14 protein-coding genes are annotated in these 19,485 nt (G+C 42.6%); 8 read left to right on the top strand and 6 right to left on the bottom strand.

Going from position 1 to position 19,485, the window contains the following annotated elements; genetic code table 11:
* Nucleotides 1–264: 264 nt before the first annotated feature.
* The 5 genes from FEF09_RS03680 (at nucleotide 265) to FEF09_RS03660 (ending at nucleotide 8,191) form a co-directional block, all read left to right on the top strand.
* Complete coding sequence (locus FEF09_RS03680; protein WP_146303854.1) at nucleotides 265–2,847, top strand: hypothetical protein; 2,583 nt, start codon at nucleotides 265–267, stop codon at nucleotides 2,845–2,847.
* Nucleotides 2,848–2,955: 108 nt separating this feature from the next.
* Nucleotides 2,956–3,864, top strand: coding sequence for a transglutaminase-like domain-containing protein (locus FEF09_RS03675; RefSeq protein ID WP_146303853.1), 909 nt, complete (start codon nucleotides 2,956–2,958; stop codon nucleotides 3,862–3,864).
* 18 nt (nucleotides 3,865–3,882) lie between these two features.
* Entirely contained in the window at nucleotides 3,883–5,727 is a 1,845-nt protein-coding gene (locus FEF09_RS03670) for a chloride channel protein (RefSeq protein WP_146303852.1), read from the top strand.
* A 39-nt stretch (nucleotides 5,728–5,766) separates the two neighbouring features.
* A complete protein-coding gene (locus FEF09_RS03665; protein ID WP_146303851.1) occupies nucleotides 5,767–6,315 on the top strand; it encodes an NAD(P)H-dependent oxidoreductase in 549 nt (182 codons plus the stop codon).
* Nucleotide 6,316: 1 nt separating this feature from the next.
* Nucleotides 6,317–8,191, top strand: coding sequence for a monovalent cation:proton antiporter-2 (CPA2) family protein (locus FEF09_RS03660; protein ID WP_146303849.1), 1,875 nt, complete (start codon nucleotides 6,317–6,319; stop codon nucleotides 8,189–8,191).
* Here the strand turns inward: FEF09_RS03660 and FEF09_RS03655 are convergent.
* The 6 genes from FEF09_RS03655 to FEF09_RS03630 form a co-directional block, all read right to left on the bottom strand.
* Nucleotides 8,188–8,445 carry a hypothetical protein gene (locus FEF09_RS03655; RefSeq protein WP_146303847.1) on the bottom strand — a complete coding sequence of 86 codons (258 nt, stop codon included), beginning with the start codon at nucleotides 8,443–8,445 and terminating at the stop codon, nucleotides 8,188–8,190. The two genes, FEF09_RS03660 and FEF09_RS03655, sit on opposite strands and share 4 nt — an antisense overlap.
* A gap of 32 nt (nucleotides 8,446–8,477) precedes the next feature.
* Nucleotides 8,478–8,696 (bottom strand): hypothetical protein, encoded by a 219-nt coding sequence (locus FEF09_RS03650; protein WP_089810139.1) that lies wholly within the window; start codon nucleotides 8,694–8,696, stop codon nucleotides 8,478–8,480.
* Nucleotides 8,697–9,446: 750 nt separating this feature from the next.
* Nucleotides 9,447–11,027, bottom strand: a complete 1,581-nt coding sequence (locus tag FEF09_RS03645; protein WP_146303845.1) for a DHA2 family efflux MFS transporter permease subunit — start codon at nucleotides 11,025–11,027, stop codon at nucleotides 9,447–9,449.
* 143 nt (nucleotides 11,028–11,170) lie between these two features.
* Nucleotides 11,171–12,298 (bottom strand): HlyD family secretion protein, encoded by a 1,128-nt coding sequence (locus FEF09_RS03640; RefSeq protein WP_146303843.1) that lies wholly within the window; start codon nucleotides 12,296–12,298, stop codon nucleotides 11,171–11,173.
* Between the two features lie 56 nt (nucleotides 12,299–12,354).
* Nucleotides 12,355–13,722: a TolC family protein gene (locus FEF09_RS03635; RefSeq protein WP_146303841.1), complete on the bottom strand. Its 1,368-nt coding sequence runs from the start codon at nucleotides 13,720–13,722 to the stop codon at nucleotides 12,355–12,357.
* Nucleotides 13,712–14,338: a TetR/AcrR family transcriptional regulator gene (locus FEF09_RS03630; protein ID WP_146303840.1), complete on the bottom strand. Its 627-nt coding sequence runs from the start codon at nucleotides 14,336–14,338 to the stop codon at nucleotides 13,712–13,714. The genes FEF09_RS03635 and FEF09_RS03630 overlap by 11 nt, the downstream gene beginning before the upstream one ends.
* 1,171 nt (nucleotides 14,339–15,509) lie before the next feature.
* On the opposite strand from FEF09_RS03630, the gene FEF09_RS03625 reads away from it, so the two are divergent.
* The 3 genes from FEF09_RS03625 to FEF09_RS03615 all read left to right on the top strand — a co-directional run bounded on the left by FEF09_RS03625 (nucleotide 15,510) and on the right by FEF09_RS03615 (nucleotide 18,724).
* Nucleotides 15,510–16,409, top strand: a complete 900-nt coding sequence (locus FEF09_RS03625) for a carbohydrate kinase family protein (RefSeq protein ID WP_146303838.1) — start codon at nucleotides 15,510–15,512, stop codon at nucleotides 16,407–16,409.
* 127 nt (nucleotides 16,410–16,536) lie between these two features.
* Nucleotides 16,537–17,646, top strand: coding sequence for a carbohydrate-binding family 9-like protein (locus FEF09_RS03620; protein ID WP_146303836.1), 1,110 nt, complete (start codon nucleotides 16,537–16,539; stop codon nucleotides 17,644–17,646).
* Nucleotides 17,639–18,724: a family 10 glycosylhydrolase gene (locus FEF09_RS03615; protein WP_146303834.1), complete on the top strand. Its 1,086-nt coding sequence runs from the start codon at nucleotides 17,639–17,641 to the stop codon at nucleotides 18,722–18,724. Before FEF09_RS03620 ends, FEF09_RS03615 begins: the two co-directional genes overlap by 8 nt.
* Nucleotides 18,725–19,485: the final 761 nt, after the last annotated feature.

The raw sequence follows: 19,485 nt of genomic DNA, 5'->3' as shown, positions 1-19,485 counted from the left end.
CATAAATAGGTAAGCAGTGCTAATCAATCGAAAAGAATATTTCCAACTGATAATTCCTATATCCATTTTGGCGAGCCATGCCAGAAATAGTTAATTTTCAGATAGTTAATTAATTATCAGCACATATCATATTGCGTTCATTCTAATTCATTTTGTTCATTTCATCCATTTTTCACACAAATAAATCTGAACTAAAAATGGATACGTATGTTTACTTTCGAGAACCGAAATCCATTTACTCAAAATCCATTTTCTTGTCCCCATATGATAGATCTCTCCTATGACTTTATCATAACTCTGCAAAATGAAGTATCAAGAAAGTTCGGCGCTGACACTATTACGCCCAGCGATTGCAAAAGACTCTCTGATCTCATTAGGGATGAAACTACCAAGGCCGTCAGCGAGACCACTCTTAAAAGGGTATTCGGTTTTGCAACGACCAAGCATAGTTTTTCACGTTATACGCTAAATACCTTAGCGCAATATTGTAATTACCGGGACTGGGATGATTTTCAGGCCCAGCACTATGTGCAGACTGATGGTAATGAACTGAACGACAGCAAGTGGCTGGACCTGAAAAATAAGGCCGTTACCATCTCGCATTATACCATCCTTACGCTGAAAAACAGATCTGGTATTCCCTTCGCATTGACTGTCCCAAGACCATCCTGCTTTGCTCATATTGAACGTTTTTTGGAAAGTGACTATGCAGCCACCGCGCTGATCGCTCCCTCCGGCTGGGGGAAATCAGTCACCCTCGTACATATGGCAGAACACTTCTGGTTCAGCAAAGACGCCAAGTATAAAAAGGATATCTGCTGGTTTATTCATGCACACGCCGCCGGTAGCCTCCTGTTAAGAGGATTCTCTCTTGCCACCTGGCTGGATAATCAGCTGAACCTCGGTACAGGAGAGAACTTCCGCGAGTATTTCGCCAGTCATTTTGATAAAATACGTGGACGGCTCATCTTAATTATTGATGGATTCGATGAAATCGCAGTAGCAGGCGATAAACTGAAGCTGCTATATACCAAACTCGAGGAATTCGTTTATTCAAACGATCTGTTCCCCTGGGTAAAAGTGATCCTGTCCATCCGCAGCAGCACATGGTCAGATATCTTCCAGCATTCATTACAATACCCTGCCTTCCGCAGATATTGGTACCTCGGCCCCGAAATGGACGAAGAAACCAGTATCAATGTGCCTTATCTCACAGAACAGGAAGTCAAGTCCGTATTATATAACCACCGGATTGACCCCGCTACCGTACGCACTTTTAGTGAAGGGTTTCTGCAAAAATTGCGATACCCTTATTATCTGCAGTTGTTCTGCCAGCTAAATACCGGCCCCGGACAAACGTTTGTTAATGAACATCTCAGTCTTTTTGAGATGATCTCCAAATTTGTCCAGATCAAGGTATTCAATTCGCCTACTAATACCTTCAAGGTCAAGATCATAGAAAAACTCTTATGGTTGCTGGATCTGGGTAAAGCAGGACAGTATACAGATAAAAATCTGCTGCTCAACAAAAACGCAGACCTCTTCCCTGCCTATAAAGAGTTGCTTGCCGATAATATACTGGTAGAAGAAAACCTCAGTCAGGAAGTCATGTTCCTCGTGAAAGTGCGGTTTGCCCATCAGTTCCTGCTGGAATATTTTGCCGCCATGCATTATATTAAACACGCCAATGACGTGATCGAGGATAACATGCTGCAAAAGATCACCCGACAACTACCTGCATCTTCTTATAGAGTAGGTGTATTCAAATGGATCGTGCGATATGCTATTAATAATGGACAACTGGAAGGGATTCATAAAATATTCTATCTACCGCTGAGTACGATGGAAAAGTCCTACCTGCTGGAATACCTGGCCGTTCACTATCAACATGAAGGCGAAAAACAGATGCAACTCAACGCCGTATTCCCACAAGGATACTTCCGCAAAAATCCGCTGAGCCGTATTATTAATGATAACTTCCTGCATTTTGGTAAAAAACGCGTGCTGACCGCTCTTCTTGACCTCTCAGAAGTAGCAGAAGATAAACTGAAAATCCGCAGTATCCTATTCACCATGTCCATACTCCAGCTGGACGCAGAGCATTGTGAAACGGAACTGAACAGCATCAAAAAGCTGATTTCGCGAGATACAATAGATGATGAAATATGGGTGTCTCCCTATGACCTCTATCTCTTTATCTACGAATACATGAAATTCGGCATCATCAACGAGAGCATTAAAGACAAAATATATAACTATCCCCGTTACCTGACCGGCAGTACGCGTCACGCGCCGACTGTCGCGCAGGAAATGGTATTCCGTATGAATGGGTTAGCCTTTGCCATGCTGGCCGACTATTCTCATATGTTCAATTATACCAAAAGAATATTTGAATGTTATCCATCTCTGGCCTTTCAACGCACTAATCCGTTAAGATTGTCATTATTATGCTGGCAGGCATATGCTCAGCTTGGGCTCAACAACCTGAGCATGGCCAGCAAAATATGTCAGCATACTGATAAGCTGATTCGCAATTACTCCTTCGACTTCACCAATGGACGCCATATTGAAGTACTGCAAAAACTGATCATGGCAGAAGTATATTATGAGGAGAATGAATTGAACAGGGCCATTCGCACAGCAGAAACTGCTATTGAAATCTCGCAAAAAATGGATTTCAAGCTGCTATTGCTAACCGGCTATAAACTGCTTAGTAAGATGTATCCGCAAGCCCGTTTTGAAAAACAATATCATCAGGCTCAACAACAAATGTCACTGATCAATAAAAGTACCTCATTTAAGCACTTTGACAGGATACTGACAGCGGCGGCCAAAACAATTAATTAATTATCAATGTATTAAAGACACAAATTCCGGAATAAACCGGCCATTTTCGTCCGTATTTGCAAATTTTTACAAGTCTTCTGGCATAATTTTGCGTTATTGCATACCATAATGGCTATTGATGAAAGCAAATACACTACATTCCAACGATTGCTGCTCAATTTACTGAGCCTGCTTACTATTATACCATTAGCACCATATCTGAACCGCTATATTCCACCTCTGGTCCTGAACGGCTGGCACATGGATATGGCTGTCGCAGTACTGCTCACCTTTCTATTTACCCGTCTGTTACTTTGGGTATTCAGACCATTGATCATCCCGGCTTTTTTTCTGGTATGCACCATACTTTCCATCAACTATTTTAATGACAATTATTCGTTCAACAATGTGTTGAATGACTATAAAGGGATGGTACAGGGAAACTGGGGAGCCAAGAATAATAAACAATTCGACATCCTTAGTCTGTACCCAAGAAAGGTAGAAACCTATCGGGATAAAACCGTACGCGGTATCAGAGATAAGGTGAACTATAAAGATTCTATTGTAAGAAACTTCTCCGTGGCGCACTCACTCGAAGATTTTGATGAATACTTTCCCAAGTATGGAAAAATCTCACGCTACCTGGCATTATTCCATTATCTGAACCGGCATTTTAAATATGTGCCGGACACGCATCGTGATGAATACTTTGCAACACCTATGGAAACCATCCAGAACGGGCTGGGAGGGGACTGTGACGACCATTCTATTCTGATGGCCTCCTGTATGCAATCCATCGGTGCCCGCTGCCGTATTGTACTGATACAGGGCCATGCTTATCCGGAGCTTTATTGCGGGAGCAAAGAAGATTTCGAGATCATCAAACAAGCTATCGTCACATTATTTCCCCATCCACCGGTAAAAGAAATCCACTACCACGAAATGAAAGGCGAATATTGGATAAACCTTGACTACACGGCTCGCCACCCCGGTGGTAAGTATATGAATGACAAGGTTTATGCATTGATTGAATTATGACACTAGAACGCATTTGCCATGAGCCAAATCAAAACAATCAGACGTTATCACTCATTTTTCAGGTTTAAACGGGATTTTGAACGTTACAGCTTAAGGAAAGTAAGGAGTTACGAAATTATTATTCACTGGCTGCACAAAGTTTTAAGCAGAAGCCAGTTCCTGATCCTCTCAGGTATTCTTGTAGGACTGGTAGCCGGTATGGCCGGTGTCATCCTTAAAGTATTGGTACATTATATCCACTACTTTATTACCTACAAAGTGCATTTTAGCACGCAGGTTATATTTTATGCCTTATTTCCGTTTCTGGGGATTGTACTGACCACTATATTGGTCATCTGGGTATTTAAAGGACAATCCCGGAAAGGAATCGGACTTATTCTACATGAAATAGCACAGAATTCCAGCAAGATCCCACCGGTAAAAATGTATTCCCAGATACTACAAAGTGCTATTACTGTGGGACTGGGTGGCTCTGCCGGATTGGAAAGTCCTATCGCCGTTACCGGAGCGGCCATTGGCAGTAACTATGCAACGAATTATAATCTAGGATATAAGGAAAGGACGCTGTTACTCGCAGCTGGTGCCACTGCCGGTATAGCTGCGTCTTTCAATGCCCCGATAGCAGGGGTAATGTTTGCATTTGAGATATTACTTACCGGCGTTGTATTTTCAGATTTCATCCCATTGATACTGGCGGCAATATGTGGTAGTTTGTTATCCAAGGTCATTCTTCAGGAAGAGGTGTTATTTCACTTTGAGACCAGACAGCCTTTTAACTATCATAATGTTCCATTCTATATCGCATTGGGTTTGTTATCTGCACTATATGCCCGCTATTACATCGTAGTGTCACAACACGTCGAGCATTTCATGGCTAAATTGAAATGGCCTGCGCTTCGCAAAGCAATACTGGGAGGTGTGATCGTATCCGTACTTTGTGTGCTGATGCCACCCTTGTTCGGTGAAGGTTATTCCAGTCTCAAACTCCTCACTGGTGGCTTCTCAGAACAGATCATTCAAAACAGTTTCTTCCGGTATCTGCCCGAAAAAAGCTGGATATTGCTGGCATTCACCGGCTTCACCTGTCTGCTGAAAGTATTTGCTACCAGCTTTACCATTCAAGGTGGAGGAAATGGTGGTAATTTTGCACCGTCCCTGTTTGCAGGTGGCTTCCTCGGCTATTTCTTCGCCCTGCTGTGTACTAATTTCGGATTCCAGGATGTTCCGTTTGCCAACCTGGTTCTTGTCGGTATGGCTGGTGTAATGAGCGGTGTAATGTATGCACCGCTGACGGCTATTTTCCTCATCGCAGAATCTAGTTTTGGATATGATCTGTTCATTCCGTTAATGATTGTATCTACCATATCCTTCGTAATGGCCAAATGGTTTTCGCCGATTTCTCCCGAATTGAAACATCTGGCGGAAGAAGGAAAGATCTTCACCAAAGCACATGACAGAAATATACTTTCTCTTTTAAAACTGGAAACTCTGTTAGAAAAAGACGTACAGACTATTACAGCTGATCAGAAACTAAGAGCGCTTATTGATCTGATTAAAGAAGGACATCGCAATATGATCGGTGTTGTGAATGAACAAGGTGGACTGGATGGCATGATCACACTGGATGATATCCGTCCGATCATGTTTAATGCTTCCCTTTACGATATCACGACCGTCAGTCAGTTTATGAAACCACCGCCTGTAACTGTCCAGTTACAGGAAAATGTCGCTGATGTAATTAATAAATTTGAAGAAGTACATACATGGAATCTGCCGGTACTTGATGGCAACAAACTGGTAGGCTTTGTCTCAAAATCGGGCATCCTTAATCAGTACAGACTATTATTACAGGAGTATTCCTGATCTGTCAGTCAGTAAAACCAACGACCTATAAATTGATCTATGGCCAAAATTCTGATCTTATTTGCACATCCTGCATTAGAGAAATCAAGGGTACATGCACAACTGGTGCGTGCCATCCGGGGTATGCAGGGAGTTACGCTGCATGATCTTTATGAAATATATCCGGACCTTAATATAGACGTAAGACACGAACAATCGCTGCTCTTACAACATGATATTATTCTGTTTCAACACCCGTTCTACTGGTATAGTGCTCCGGCAATGATCAAACAATGGATGGATCTTGTACTGGAACATGGCTGGGCTTATGGCCGTACAGGCAACGCATTGAGGGGTAAAATAGCGGGTAGCATTGTTAGTACCGGTTCTCAGGAGGCAGCCTATCATAAAGAAGGCTGGCACAGACATCCGGTGAATGATTTCCTGTTGCCTTTCAGACAAACGGCGGCGCTCTGTAACATGCAATACCTTGATCCTTTTGTGGTCTATGGCACACATAAGTTAAGCCATCAGGAGATCAGCGAAGCTGCTATCAGTTACAGACAAATGCTGGAAAATTTAAGGGACGGACAATTAAAACTTCAATGACATGGAGCATTCTTACTTCTTTATAGCAATGATTTATCTGGCGGCGGCGGTGATCTTTATTCCCATTGCCAGAAAGTTGGGCTTAGGTTCTGTATTGGGTTATCTGCTGGCGGGTATAGTGATCGGTCCTTCGCTGATGGGGTTCATCGGGCAGGAAGGACAGGATATTATGCACTTCGCAGAGTTTGGTGTAGTGATGATGCTCTTTCTGATAGGCATTGAACTGGAACCTGCTTTATTGTGGAACATGCGGGCACCTATATTGGGACTGGGTGGTCTGCAGGTGCTGATTACTACGGCTATTGTCACCGGATTGGCGATGTTACTCGGACAACCTTTAAACGCATCACTCGCGTTAGGTATGACCTTGTCGTTATCTTCCACGGCAATCGTGTTACAAAGTCTGAAAGAGAAGGGACAACTCTCTTCTGCAGCAGGACAAAGTGCCTTTTCCGTATTGTTGTTTCAGGATATCGCAGTGATCCCCATGCTGGCAATCTTCCCTTTACTGGCGGGTGCAGACACAGGAAATACGACGCCGCATGAACAAACCCTTCGGGATAATCTGCCTGCGTGGGCACAAACCCTGATGGTATTAGGCGCGGTAACGGTGATTGTAGTGGCAGGAAGATACCTCGTGCGTCCCTTATTAAGGGTGGTGGCAAGGGCCCGTGTAAGAGAACTGTTTACCGCTTTTGCCCTGTTGCTGGTTGTCTCTATATCAGTATTAATGAGTCTCGTCGGACTGAGTCCGGCGTTAGGTGCATTCCTGGGAGGCATTGTATTGGCCAATAGTGAATATCGTCATGAACTGGAAAGCGATATAGAGCCCTTCAAAGGATTGCTGCTGGGACTGTTTTTTATGGCCGTAGGAGCGTCCATTGACTTCAAGCTGGTACTTTCTATGCCCTGGGTCATACTTGGCCTTGTAGCGGCGCTAATGCTGATTAAGGCTTTGACATTAATTATACTGGGTAAAATTTTCCGTATCAGTATTGAGCAAAATCTCTTATTCGCCATGGCGCTTTCACAGGTGGGAGAATTTGCATTTGTACTGTTATCCTTTACACAGCAAAACAATATACTTTCCCAGCAGACAGTCAGTATTATGACCGCTGTTGTGGCCTTAAGTATGGCATTGACGCCTTTACTGTTATTGTTGCATGAACGTATAATTCAGCCACGATTTAACAAAACAGCGCCCGATGATACGCGCGAAGCGGATGAAATTCAGGAAAAGCATCCTGTGATTATTGCCGGTTTTGGACGTTTTGGTAATATAGTAGGCCGTTTCCTCCGCGTCAACGGCATACAGGCTACCATCCTCGACCTTGATTCAGACAGGGTAGATGCACTGCACAATCTTGGTATCAAAGTTTACTATGGAGATGCCTCCAGACATGACCTGCTGGCATCAGCCGGTGCGGCAGATGCGAAGGTGATCATTATAGCGATGGATACGGTGGAACAGACACTGGAGGTCGTGAAAGTGGTAAGAAAACATTTCCCGCATCTCCAGATGCTGGTTAAAGCAGAAAATATCCCGGATACCTATGAGCTCATGGATCTGGGAGTACTGCATATCTATCGTGAAACACTGGATACGTCCCTCCGCATGGGCGCGGATGCCCTGCAAATGCTGGGAGTAAGAGCCTATCAGGCACAACGTAATGTGAGTACGTTCAGAAAGCAGGATGAAAAAGCACTAAAGGGATTATCAGCTATCCGTAATGATAAAAAGCTGTACATCAATACCGTAAAAGAAAGGATTGAAGAACTGGAAAAACTGATGTCCAACGACAGGGTAACCAGATGGAACCCGACAGCGCAGGGATGGGATGAACAATCCCTCATTGATGAGGCAAATCAGGATTAAACGTTCAGCGCTTCTTCTATACGACGTGCTATTTCCTGCAGCAACTCAGTGTCAACCGGTTTACCAGCATTGACATTAACATCACTGATAGCACGGTATTCACCTTCTTCATCTCTTTCAAATGTAATATCATGGCCTTCCACGACTACTTTGAAAGAGACCCTGTATTGCTGTATCCATGGATGTATTTCCAGGATATGCGGTTTCCCTTTAAATTCAAATTTGAGTATAAACGGTTCATCCATTCCTTCCATAATTCTTCAGTTAGCAGGTAAAGATATACTTATTAAAAGCTTTTATTGCGGATGCGCATTTTCTCTTCTCTTGAAAGCTGATGAATACCTAACAGAGAAAAATACGCGGCTGCGCTGATAATCAGTATATAGCCGATAAAACCGAGTGTGTGAAATAACCAGAAAAGATTCCAGTCATTAATAATAGCGTACTGTCCTACAACAGCAAGCATTGTTCCGATGATCGCAAATGCGAATGCAATTCTCTTCATAAAGGGTACGTTTTGGGATCCGTTTAATCTTCTCGAATTAATTGATCGTAATTGTCCGTTTTTTTGCTTTTGGTTATGTCCTATTGACTAGGGGGCAAACAGAATGCCATGGCTTTAGCGCTGCAAAGTTACTATCAACGCGGGTTTTCACGTAGATATTTTTCCACATTTCAAGGAAGCTTAGAAATGTGAATAACCACAGCTATTTATTACACTCCGCAATGCTGATTGAAATGACATCTATCATACTGATAATTCTTACATAACAGCATCATTTGTAAACTTTTTTACTTTATTTTTATCATAATTAATGATTACATCGTTATTCCAACCTGCTCTATTCATTGTAATTAAAGCGCATATGTTGTGAATAACTATCAACACGAAAATGTTATAATCTTGTCTGTTTAATCAGACAAGCTGTACGGAGGTGCAATTAAGCACCCGTATGGGATTAATTTGAGGGAAAGTGAAACCCGATGGGCTTTTCCAGGCCTCGGGTCTTTTAATTTTATCAGTCGTATTTATCTCTGACCTATATAGATCTTAATATCAGCATTTTAATATCTCAATAAGCAATCGTACACACACCTAGTTCATGAAACCGGCCATCTCATTTTTTAGTAATGGCCCTTCCCTATTCATAATTCCCATATTTACCATAAATAAAAAAAGCCGGAATAAGATTATTCCGGCTCATTACCTAAACCTACAACTGTTACACTGTTAGTAACATATCTTTAATATCTTTTAGTGCATTGCACTTGGATCCAGTTTTGCGGCTTTCTTTCCTTTCACCATCATCACAAATGGCACACAGATCAGGAACAGTACACCGAGGTAGAGGAATACATCCATGTAAGACATTACGGTGGCCTGCTTTGTAACACTGTACTCCAGTGACTGATAAGCACTACCTAATGCTCTTCTCGTATCCATACCTTTTGAAGCAAAATTCGCGGTTGCTCCGGCCACTCTCTTCATCACTTCCGGGTTATTTGTATCCAGTTTACTCACAAGGTCCATTCTATGCAACTCATTGCGGCGGGATACAAATGTGGTGATCAATGCCACACCGAAAGATCCACCTAACTGTCTCATCATACCGGTAAATGCCGCACCTTCTCCAATTTCTTTCCCTTTCAATGTAGACAGAGAAAGTGTTGTGATTGGAATGAACAACATCCCCATACCTATACCACGTACGATCAACATCCAGAAGAAAGCTTCCGAACCTGTGTCAGGCGTGATGATCTTATAACCCCAGAAACAGAAGACAAAGAACAGGAACATACCTGCTGCCACCAGATACTGCTGTGGTATACCTCTTTCCAGCATCTTACCAATGATCGGCATCATAAATGCCGTGGTGAGTGCGGCGGGAATCATCAGCATACCCGACTGTGTAGCGGTCCATCCCAGCAAGCTCTGTGTATACAGCGGAATGATAAATGTTGATCCATACAATCCGAAACCCATCAGGAAGGAGAGGAGTGTACCTACTCTGAGGTTCCCGTTAGACAACACTCTCACGTTCACGATCGGATTTTTATAGACCAGCTCTCTCCATATGAAGAAGAAGATGCCCATTACCGCTAATATTCCGAGTATCAGTATTGTTGTATCATTAAACCAGTCATCTTCCTGTCCTCGTTCCAATACATATTGAAGAGAACCAACTGATAAAGCAAGGAATCCGATACCCAGCCAGTCAATTTCGTTAGCTGATTTCTTTTCTCCGTATTTCGGACTTCTTACGAATTGCAGTGTCAGCAAGGTAGCTACTACACCGATAGGAATGTTGATATAGAAAATATACGGCCAGGTATAGTGGTCAACGATATAACCACCCAACGGAGGACCGAGTGTTGGTCCGATGATCACACCTAAACCGTAGATAGCCTGTGCCATACCTCTTTTTTCCGGCGGATAACTTTCGGTGATAATTGTCTGGGAAGTTACCAGCAATGCACCACCACCAAGACCCTGTATAAAGCGGAACAATACGAGTTCCCACATAGTCGTGGCGTTACCACAGAGGAAAGAGGAAATTGTAAATATTATAACTGATACTGCAAAGTAGTTACGACGTCCAAACTGTTGTGATAACCAACTCGTCATCGGTACGATGATAACGTTACCGATTGCATAAGCTGTGATCACCCAACCAATCTCACTCAGCGTAGCTCCCATGTTACCGCGCATTTCATTCAATGCCACGTTTACGATAGTTGTATCTACGATCTCCAGCAAGGCACAAAGTATGGCAGTGATAGTAATGATCACCCTGCGGGCGCCGTACTCTACCAATGATTCTTGTTGTAGTAACACGTTTATTAATTTTTATATGAAGATCAGTTACCGAATGTTCCCGCCAGGTGACACGAAACATGCATTAATAGTATGCCAGTCTGAGAGTAGTTCCAATTTAATTATCAACCGCACCACTCCAGCGGGGTCATTCGTAACCGATATTAGTCAAGATGTACATCTACTACTACGTTCATACCCGGACGCAGTTGTTTTACTTCAGCCTGATTCAGATCATTGAATTCTATCTTCACCGGCAGACGCTGTACCACTTTCACGAAGTTACCAGAAGCGTTATCCGGAGGCAGCAGCGCGAAACGGGCGCCGGTAGCAGGAGAGAAGGAAGTAATTTTACCTTCGATAGATTTACCAGGGAAAGCGTCAACATGTACACTTACTTTCTGGCCAAGTTTCATTTTGTCCAGCTGTGTTTCCTTGAAGTTAGCCACTACCCATACATCATTGGATAATACTACACTGAACAGGGATTGACCAGCCTGTACCAGCTGACCTGGCTGTACATAAATCTTGGATACTTCACCATCTTCAGGTGCTAAGATGACAGCGTAGCTTGCGACAAGTTTAGCATTATCAACTTCCGCCTGACGTTCTTTGATGATTGCTTTTGCAGCATTGATCTGTTCAGCAGTTGCATCGCTCTGTGTAGATACAGCGCTTGTCTGACGGGCAGCTACTTTTTTCTGCTCCTGCAGTACGTTCAGCTGACGTTCAGCTGTCTGTTTTGCAGCCAGTGCCTGCTCATATTGCTGTTGTGTGATAGAGTGATCTTTAATCAGATTAGCATAGCGGTCGTAATCCTGACTTGCACGCCATACATTTACTTTCGCAGCTTCGATCTGAGCGTCTACAGCAGAGATATTTGCCTGAGAAGATGAAATATTGGAGCGTGCAGCGTTAGTGCTGGCAACTGCTACCTGTACGTTTACTTCAGCAGCAGCGATGGCAGCTTCTGCCTGTTGTACTTTAATCTGCAGATCTCTGTCATCCAGAATTACCAGTGTATCACCTTTCTTTACGCGCTGGTTATCTTTTACACGCACTTCTTTTACGTATCCTGTTACACGAGGTATAACAGGGCTCACATTTGCTTCTACCTGCGCGTTGTCGGTTTCTTCATGGTGAAGGGAGTGAATATATTTTGAGATACCGAATGCACCACCACCGATAACAAGGACTGCCAGTACGATGATGAAACGATAGTTCCTCTTTTTGGGAGCCTCCTGTACATTATTGGCACCTTTATTAGTAGCTGTAGCTGATTGCGTTTCCATATAGTATATATATGATTGTTACTTTTTTTTTAAAAATCCTGAATTAGATAGATGCGTTACTTAATTGCTTCTGCCCCTGTCTCTGTTAATACACCTGCAGTTTCCAGCAGTTTGGTATAAGCTACAACTGCATCAGCTTTTGCGAAGGCGAAGTTCAGTTTTGCCTGAACATTGGCTACATCCGCTTCGAGCAGGTCGGTAGTTGTTGCGAGATTGTTCTCCTGTTTGTTCTTTACTATCTTATAATTCTCACTTGCCTGGTCGATTGCTTTCTGATATGCTTCGATCTTCTTCTGGTTTACCAGATAATCCTGATAGGCTTTATTTATAGATAAGTGAATGTTATCAACCAGCAGTTCCTCATTTACCTGTACTTCCTGCAGTCTTACTTTCGCTTCAGTTACTTTTGATCCTGACTTCCAGAACGAGGAAGGAGAGTATTTAACACCAATACCGAGGTTAAGTGCATTTGTTACAGTGAGAGCATTAGGTACTGATATAGCCGCATAACCGCCAGTCAGACCAACAGAAGGATAATATTCACCTTTCGCGGCTTTGATACCTGCAGTGGCAGCTTTCTCACGTGCTGACAGTGCAGCGGCATCTTTACGGTTCTGCAGTGCGATCTGTTCCCATTCAGCAGCAGCTTTCGCAGCAGCAGGGCCGGACTGATCGAAAGTATTGGTATCTGCTACCAGTTCTGTTGTTTCCGGCAAACCTAAAAGCAGATCCATCGCTACGTTAGCCAGTTTCAGATTGCTTTCCGCTTCCACCAGAGACACTTCCACGTTTGATTGCTGTAACTGCACTTTTAATAAGTCATTTCTTGCTACAAGACCGTTCTTTTCGAGATTGGTGAAGTCAGTTACGCGTTGTTGCTGTTGTTTCAGATTCTCACGTACCAGCTCTACTGCCTGTTGTGATTTATACAGATTACTGTAAGCATTGATGGTATTCTGGATAACTGCTTCGCGGTCTTTATCAGCGTCGAGTTTTGCAGCTTCTGCCAGGTAACGTGCGGATTCTTTCTGGCTCTGGATGATAAATCCTGAGAAGATAGGAACTGACACGGTAGCCATAGCGTATGCCAGAGAGTTTACTTTCGGAGAAGAACCTCCACCTGAACCGGTGCTATCACCGCCAAGTTTGATTTTCAGATCTACATTTGGTTCGTTGATTCTGAGATATGAGCCTGAAACACTAACATCCGGTAACTGTGCATTGTTTGCTGTTTTTACAGATGCCAGTGCTGCGTCGATTCTTGTTTTGCTGAGTTTAAGTTCTTTACTGTTCTGTATACTAAGCGTTATGGCTTCTTTCAAAGACAGGCTCTTCTTGTCCTGCGCCTGACTGGTATAAGGTATAGCCAGTATTACGCAAACTGCCAGAGACCATAACCGCCTGTATGTGCTATTAAGCTTCATGGATTAGAATGGCTTTAAACAAATTTTTCAAATGATTGCTTGTATGAATAATTAAATATTCCTGTAGTTCACTATCTGTCAGATGTTCCAGATTGCTCATGCGCTGAAAGTGATGTCTGGTAGACATAATGTGGTTGGTTGTACCGGTAAGTGTAGCCACCATCATTAACACATCTACATCTTTATTGAATACCCCCTGCTCCTGACCGGCATTGATGAATGTACCGATCACCTCATATACTTCCTTTTTACTTTCGTGAATCAGATCATTCACGAGCATATCTGCCTGGATCTGCGCCCTCATCATCATGAGGTTAAAACAAGGATTACCGATGATCCTGAGTACAAAATTCTCAATCAGTGAATCCAGTCTTTCTATATATGTTTTGGAATTATCTGCCAGTGTTTCAGTCAGCAGTGCTTTCCAGTTAATGATCCTTTTCAGGAAGATGGACTCAATCAATTTCTCTTTTGAGCCGAAATAGTAAGATATCATTGCGATGTTCACACCTGCCTCATGCGCAATATCTCTCACTGAAGTAGCATGAAAACCGTGGGAAGCAAATAGCTTCTCAGCAGACTCCAGGATTAATAATTGCTTCGGATTGTATTCCATGTGTAAATCGAATTGTGCGCACAAAGTTAAACAAACATTTAATTTAATCAAACGACCGTTTAAATTTAAGTCGATAATAATACCTTTTTAAGCAAATTTTAAGGTTGTAGATAATTATAAGGTGATTATAGTATAGGTGTTTTGAAAGCTAAATCATTGATTTCCAACAGTTGGAAATTCAACCACTAAAAAAATGAACGGAACGAACTATTAAAATTAAAATGAACATAATGGACTCAGCAATTGTGATCTTTTCATTTTACTTTTGAACTGTTGAGAGGCGAAATGCTCCCAACTCATTCATTTTGACATGCTATATCTATAAAAAACCATTATCAGAGCAATTCTGATGGCAGTTAACCAAACCATTCATCTTTATTATCCTGAACCAACGTTTTATGACCATTGATATTATAAACCATTATTTGTCAGGCAGTAAGTCTGTTGTATCCAACTTGTATCTGCTGATATATGCGGATATGATCAGCTATCTGTACCATCTCTTGTCCATATCCATTATCTGAAAAACCTGTATCGGCACAAAAACCAGTCAATCCGGCTTTTAGTACACCTTTTCTCGTTTGCGAAGCAGCATTGGTCATCAATGTTGTGAGCACATCCATTGCTTGTATCTGAGGCGTTATAACTTATTTATAATGCCCTGAGACTGTGTTTTTTCGGTCTTCCGATTACATCCAAGGTTGATAACGATGTAACCCGGAGCGTTGTCCAGCGCTCTGGCATTTTATACCTTTTTGCGAAGTATTATATTGAAGATGAGTCCTTTAGGATTAATTCTTTGATACAGTCTCCATTAATCCGTTACTACACCGATATCTCTTCTTCTATGAACGAACAGCTATCGGACTGATGACGGCATAACGCCCTGTCAATGGTGATATCCGGAGTTGATGAACGGATAGCATGACAGTATATTAAGCAGCGTAATAACAAAGGCAGGAAGAAACGGGAGATGACCGGAAATAGCTGGAAATAACCGGAGATCTTTAAAGATAAATGGAGATAACTAAAGATCCGGAGAAAACAGGAAATATCTAAATAATCAGACACAACCACCGATCTGATCACTGGAATAATCTTATCAATTTGAACAGGAAAGAGTATTATTATATAGTCAAAATATAATTTATTGAGCGCAAACACACTAGTTATGACACAATATAAAGTAGCCTGTTTTGGAGAGGTGCTCTGGGATATTTTGCCGGATAAGGCCCTACCCGGAGGAGCTCCCATGAACGTGGCCTACCATCTTCAGAAATTGTCTGTTCCCGTAGCAATGATATCCGCTATAGGCGATGATGAGCAGGGCAAATCCCTGTTGGAAATTATGAAGCGATATCAGCTGACAACGGACTTTGTTCAGATAGACCCGGTACATGAAACGGGTAAAGTATATGCACGTCCTTCTCCGGAGAATCCACTGGAAATGAAGTATGAAATCGTACAACCAGTGGCATGGGACTATATTGCTTTTACACCTGCCTTAAAAGAACTGGCACAGCAGACAGATAATACCTATCTGGTATTCGGCAGTCTGGCAGCAAGAAATGCAGATAGCCGGCAAACCTTACAATCATTACTGGAAGGTAACCGCACATTTGTACTGGATATCAATCTGCGTCCACCACATTTTGAACAGGAGCTACTTGTCGGTCTGCTACATCAATGCCATATCCTGAAACTAAACGAATCAGAATTGTCGATCATCGGCAGCTGGCACCAATGGCCAGAGACGATGGAAGCGCAGGTCAAAGCATTAAGTGTACAATATTCCATTCCGACCATCATTGTCACTTTAGGTGAAAATGGCGCGGCTCTGTTCACAGAAGGAAAATTCTATCAACATCCCGGCTACAAAGTAAAAGTAGCTGATACCATTGGTAGCGGAGATGCATTTCTCGCAGGATGCCTGTATAGTATTATCAAAAAATATTCACCGGCAGATACATTATCATTTGCCTGTGCAATGGGGGCGCTTGTCGCATCCTATCATGGCGGTTGTCCTGATTACCAACGCTCAGAAGTGACTGCATTAATGGCGGCACATTAAAACCGATGTATTGAGTCGAAAAGAGCATAATTTAATATTATGCTCTTTTTTTGCAATTTAACCATCCAATAAGACCATCCATTGAAAAAATTATAAAAATGGCAGCCGGCTTTCCTATATTTAAGGCATGTCTCAACTTATTCGTCATGTGATTACAGGATTAGGAATGGTCTGCCTGTACCTTCCATCCTATGCACAACAGAAACCGGCCTATGTGCCACCCAGGCAGTATAATTCTTATCAGACTACTACTCCACTCAAAATAGATGGAGCCGGCAATGAAGACGCATGGTCCAAAGCCACGTGGAGCGATGACTTCACAGACATTGAAGGAGATAAGCAACCCACTCCTGCTATGCGTACCCGCATGAAAATGCTGTGGGATCAGGAGAATCTGTATATACTGGCAGAACTGGAAGACCAACACATATGGGCGACTTTACATCAACATGATACCATCATTTTTCAGGATAATGATTTCGAAGTATTTGTAGATCCTGATGGAGATGGTGAAAAATATTTCGAAATTGAGATCAATGCGCATAATACTGTCATGGACCTGTTCATGAACAAAGCTTATCGCGTTGGCGGTGATGCACTGATGACCTGGGATACCAGAGGTATACAGACGGCAGTGCAGATAGATGGTACTTTGAACAATCCATCAGATAAAGACAGGAAATGGACTGTGGAAATGGCCATCCCTTTTAGTGCATTCGCATTTTTTAATGAAGGACTTACTCCAAAAGACGGCGCCCGTTGGAGAATCAATTTTTCCAGAGTAGAATGGGACACCGATATTGTGAAAGGACAATACGTAAAACGAAAAGATCCTAAAACAGGCAAGCCATTGCCAGAACATAACTGGGTATGGTCTCCACAAGGTATCATCAATATGCATGCACCTGAGAAATGGGGATACCTGAACTTCATCAGCAAACCTGCAGGTGCTGCACCCGTAACGATCAAATTACCTGCGATCGAAGCGGCGAAAGAATACCTCTGGGATGTTTATGCCAGACAACAACAATATCGCAGAAAAAATGGCCGTTACGCTACCAATCTACAAGAGCTGGGCATAACTAATACGAACATTAAAGAACAGGGCGTTTCCTATACATTACAGCTGGAAGGCATTACGAATCAGTTCACCGCAACACTGCTCGATAAGAATTCCAAACCACATTGCTCTATTAACCAGGAAGGTAAAATTTCCCAAAACTCATCAAATGAATAAACGCAATTTCCTGAAATCAATCGGTCTGGGTAGCCTCGCTATCATGCAACCCGGCTTACCATCCCTTTCCACCGCAGCTAAAGCAGCCTCCTTACCAGCAGTTAAAGCGAAACACCGCGTCTGGATCAATCCGGATGAAAAAGACACTATTGCCGATCTGCAAAAACGCTATGCTGCCTATAAAAAGGCGGGTATAGGTCTTATCTTTTTTGAGGCAGACAGTGAGAAACATTTCAGGGCGGCCAAAGAGAATGGTATCCAGGCACACCGATGGATCTGGACAATGAATCGTGGTGAGAAAGAATTACTGGCCAGCCATCCTGAATGGTATGCCAAAAACAGAAAAGGAGAGTCGTGCGCTACACATCCTCCTTATGTTGGTTACTACCGCTGGCTTTGTCCAAGCAAACCGGAAGTGATCAACTACCTGAAAGAGCAGGCAGAAGCTGTATTGTCCAAAGACTATGTAGATGGCTTACATCTGGATTATGTGCGTTACTGTGATGTAGTATTGCCGGTAAATCTTTGGAGCAACTATGGAATAGATCAATCGAAAGAACTTCCTGAGTATGATTTCTGCTATTGCGAAACCTGCCGGGAAAAATATAAAGAGCAGAAAGGTGTAGATCCGCTGGATATGGAACATCCTGATCAGATTCCTTCGTGGAGAAGATTCAGATATAACCGTATTACCAACGTGGTTAACAATCTGGCTGCCGTAGCCAAACAACACAAAAAGCCAATCTCCGCAGCAGTATTCCCGACACCAGATATCGCCAAACGTATTGTAAGGCAGGACTGGACAAACTGGCCACTGGATTCAGTAAACCCTATGATCTATCACGGTTTCTATAAAGAAGACGTAAACTGGATAGGAGAGGCGGTAGCTGAAGGCGTAAGCGGTCTGCATGGTAAATTCCCATTATACGCAGGCTTATATCTGCCGGATTTCCATGGTAATATGGCTGATCTGGAAAAAGGTATCCGTCTGGCGATACAGAATGGTGCAGCAGGTGTTTCGCTCTTCGGTGGTATAGACGACGCCGTATTGAGCACACTGCAAAAAGCAAGTGTGTAACATGTTATTCCTGTTACCTTAATAAAAGATTATTCAGATAACATCTTTAAAAACAACCGGGGATCATGATTGATCCCCGGTATTCAAATTAACCCCATGTTTCACTATGTTCTGTCGTGAGTTTGCATATTGACAATATGTTGCTGAATCTCCTCCATTATCATTTGCTATAACAGCGCTATCATTCCATCCTGCCTGCACACCATCATTATGAATAATCATTTCTCTCATTCTTTGTATCCTGCTGACATATCAATTCAACTCCTCCTATTAAATAATGACTGTTACTACCATTTGCTATAACAGCGCTATCATTCCATCCTGCCTGCACACCATCATTATGAATAATCATTTCTCTCATTCTTTGTATCTGCTGACATATCAATTCAACTCCTCCTATTAAATAATGACTGTTACTACCATTTGCTAGTCAGTAAAAATGCCGGACACCAGGAATAGCGTCCGGACTCAGTCTAATAACCTACTATTATGCGGTTAGAGCGATTCAATAATTGGATAGTGCAAATTCTTATCTTCAGGCGTTGCAAAAAATGTCCAGGTGCCAGAATTAGCTCCCGGATTTCTCCATAATTGAAATACTCAAACAAATAGCTGCGACTTCCTGAAAAAAGAGATACGGCGCCCGTTATTCTTTCACTCATCTCACTTTACCGGTGCGCCGCTCCCAATCCTAACAATATGTATTTATATCCGGACAGGAGATATCAATCTGGTTTCTATTTCAGCTCTTAGTAATTGAT

This window comes from Chitinophaga pinensis (genome assembly GCF_007896845.1).
Lineage (GTDB): Bacteria > Bacteroidota > Bacteroidia > Chitinophagales > Chitinophagaceae > Chitinophaga > Chitinophaga pinensis_C.
This window is presented reverse-complemented; position numbering and strand designations above follow the sequence as displayed.

Bases quoted from the DNA above. Each gene is read 5' to 3' on its own strand.
- FEF09_RS03615 (WP_146303834.1), top strand. From the start codon at position 17,639: ATGAATAAACGCAATTTCCTGAAATCAATCGGTCTGGGTAGCCTCGCT.
- FEF09_RS03620 (WP_146303836.1), top strand. From the start codon at position 16,537: ATGTCTCAACTTATTCGTCATGTGATTACAGGATTAGGAATGGTCTGC.
- FEF09_RS03640 (WP_146303843.1), bottom strand. From the start codon at position 12,298: ATGGAAACGCAATCAGCTACAGCTACTAATAAAGGTGCCAATAATGTA.
- FEF09_RS03650 (WP_089810139.1), bottom strand. From the start codon at position 8,696: ATGAAGAGAATTGCATTCGCATTTGCGATCATCGGAACAATGCTTGCT.
- FEF09_RS03625 (WP_146303838.1), top strand. From the start codon at position 15,510: ATGACACAATATAAAGTAGCCTGTTTTGGAGAGGTGCTCTGGGATATT.
- FEF09_RS03630 (WP_146303840.1), bottom strand. From the start codon at position 14,338: ATGGAATACAATCCGAAGCAATTATTAATCCTGGAGTCTGCTGAGAAG.
- FEF09_RS03665 (WP_146303851.1), top strand. From the start codon at position 5,767: ATGGCCAAAATTCTGATCTTATTTGCACATCCTGCATTAGAGAAATCA.
- FEF09_RS03655 (WP_146303847.1), bottom strand. From the start codon at position 8,445: ATGGAAGGAATGGATGAACCGTTTATACTCAAATTTGAATTTAAAGGG.
- FEF09_RS03635 (WP_146303841.1), bottom strand. From the start codon at position 13,722: ATGAAGCTTAATAGCACATACAGGCGGTTATGGTCTCTGGCAGTTTGC.
- FEF09_RS03675 (WP_146303853.1), top strand. From the start codon at position 2,956: ATGGCTATTGATGAAAGCAAATACACTACATTCCAACGATTGCTGCTC.
- FEF09_RS03660 (WP_146303849.1), top strand. From the start codon at position 6,317: ATGGAGCATTCTTACTTCTTTATAGCAATGATTTATCTGGCGGCGGCG.
- FEF09_RS03680 (WP_146303854.1), top strand. From the start codon at position 265: ATGATAGATCTCTCCTATGACTTTATCATAACTCTGCAAAATGAAGTA.
- FEF09_RS03670 (WP_146303852.1), top strand. From the start codon at position 3,883: ATGAGCCAAATCAAAACAATCAGACGTTATCACTCATTTTTCAGGTTT.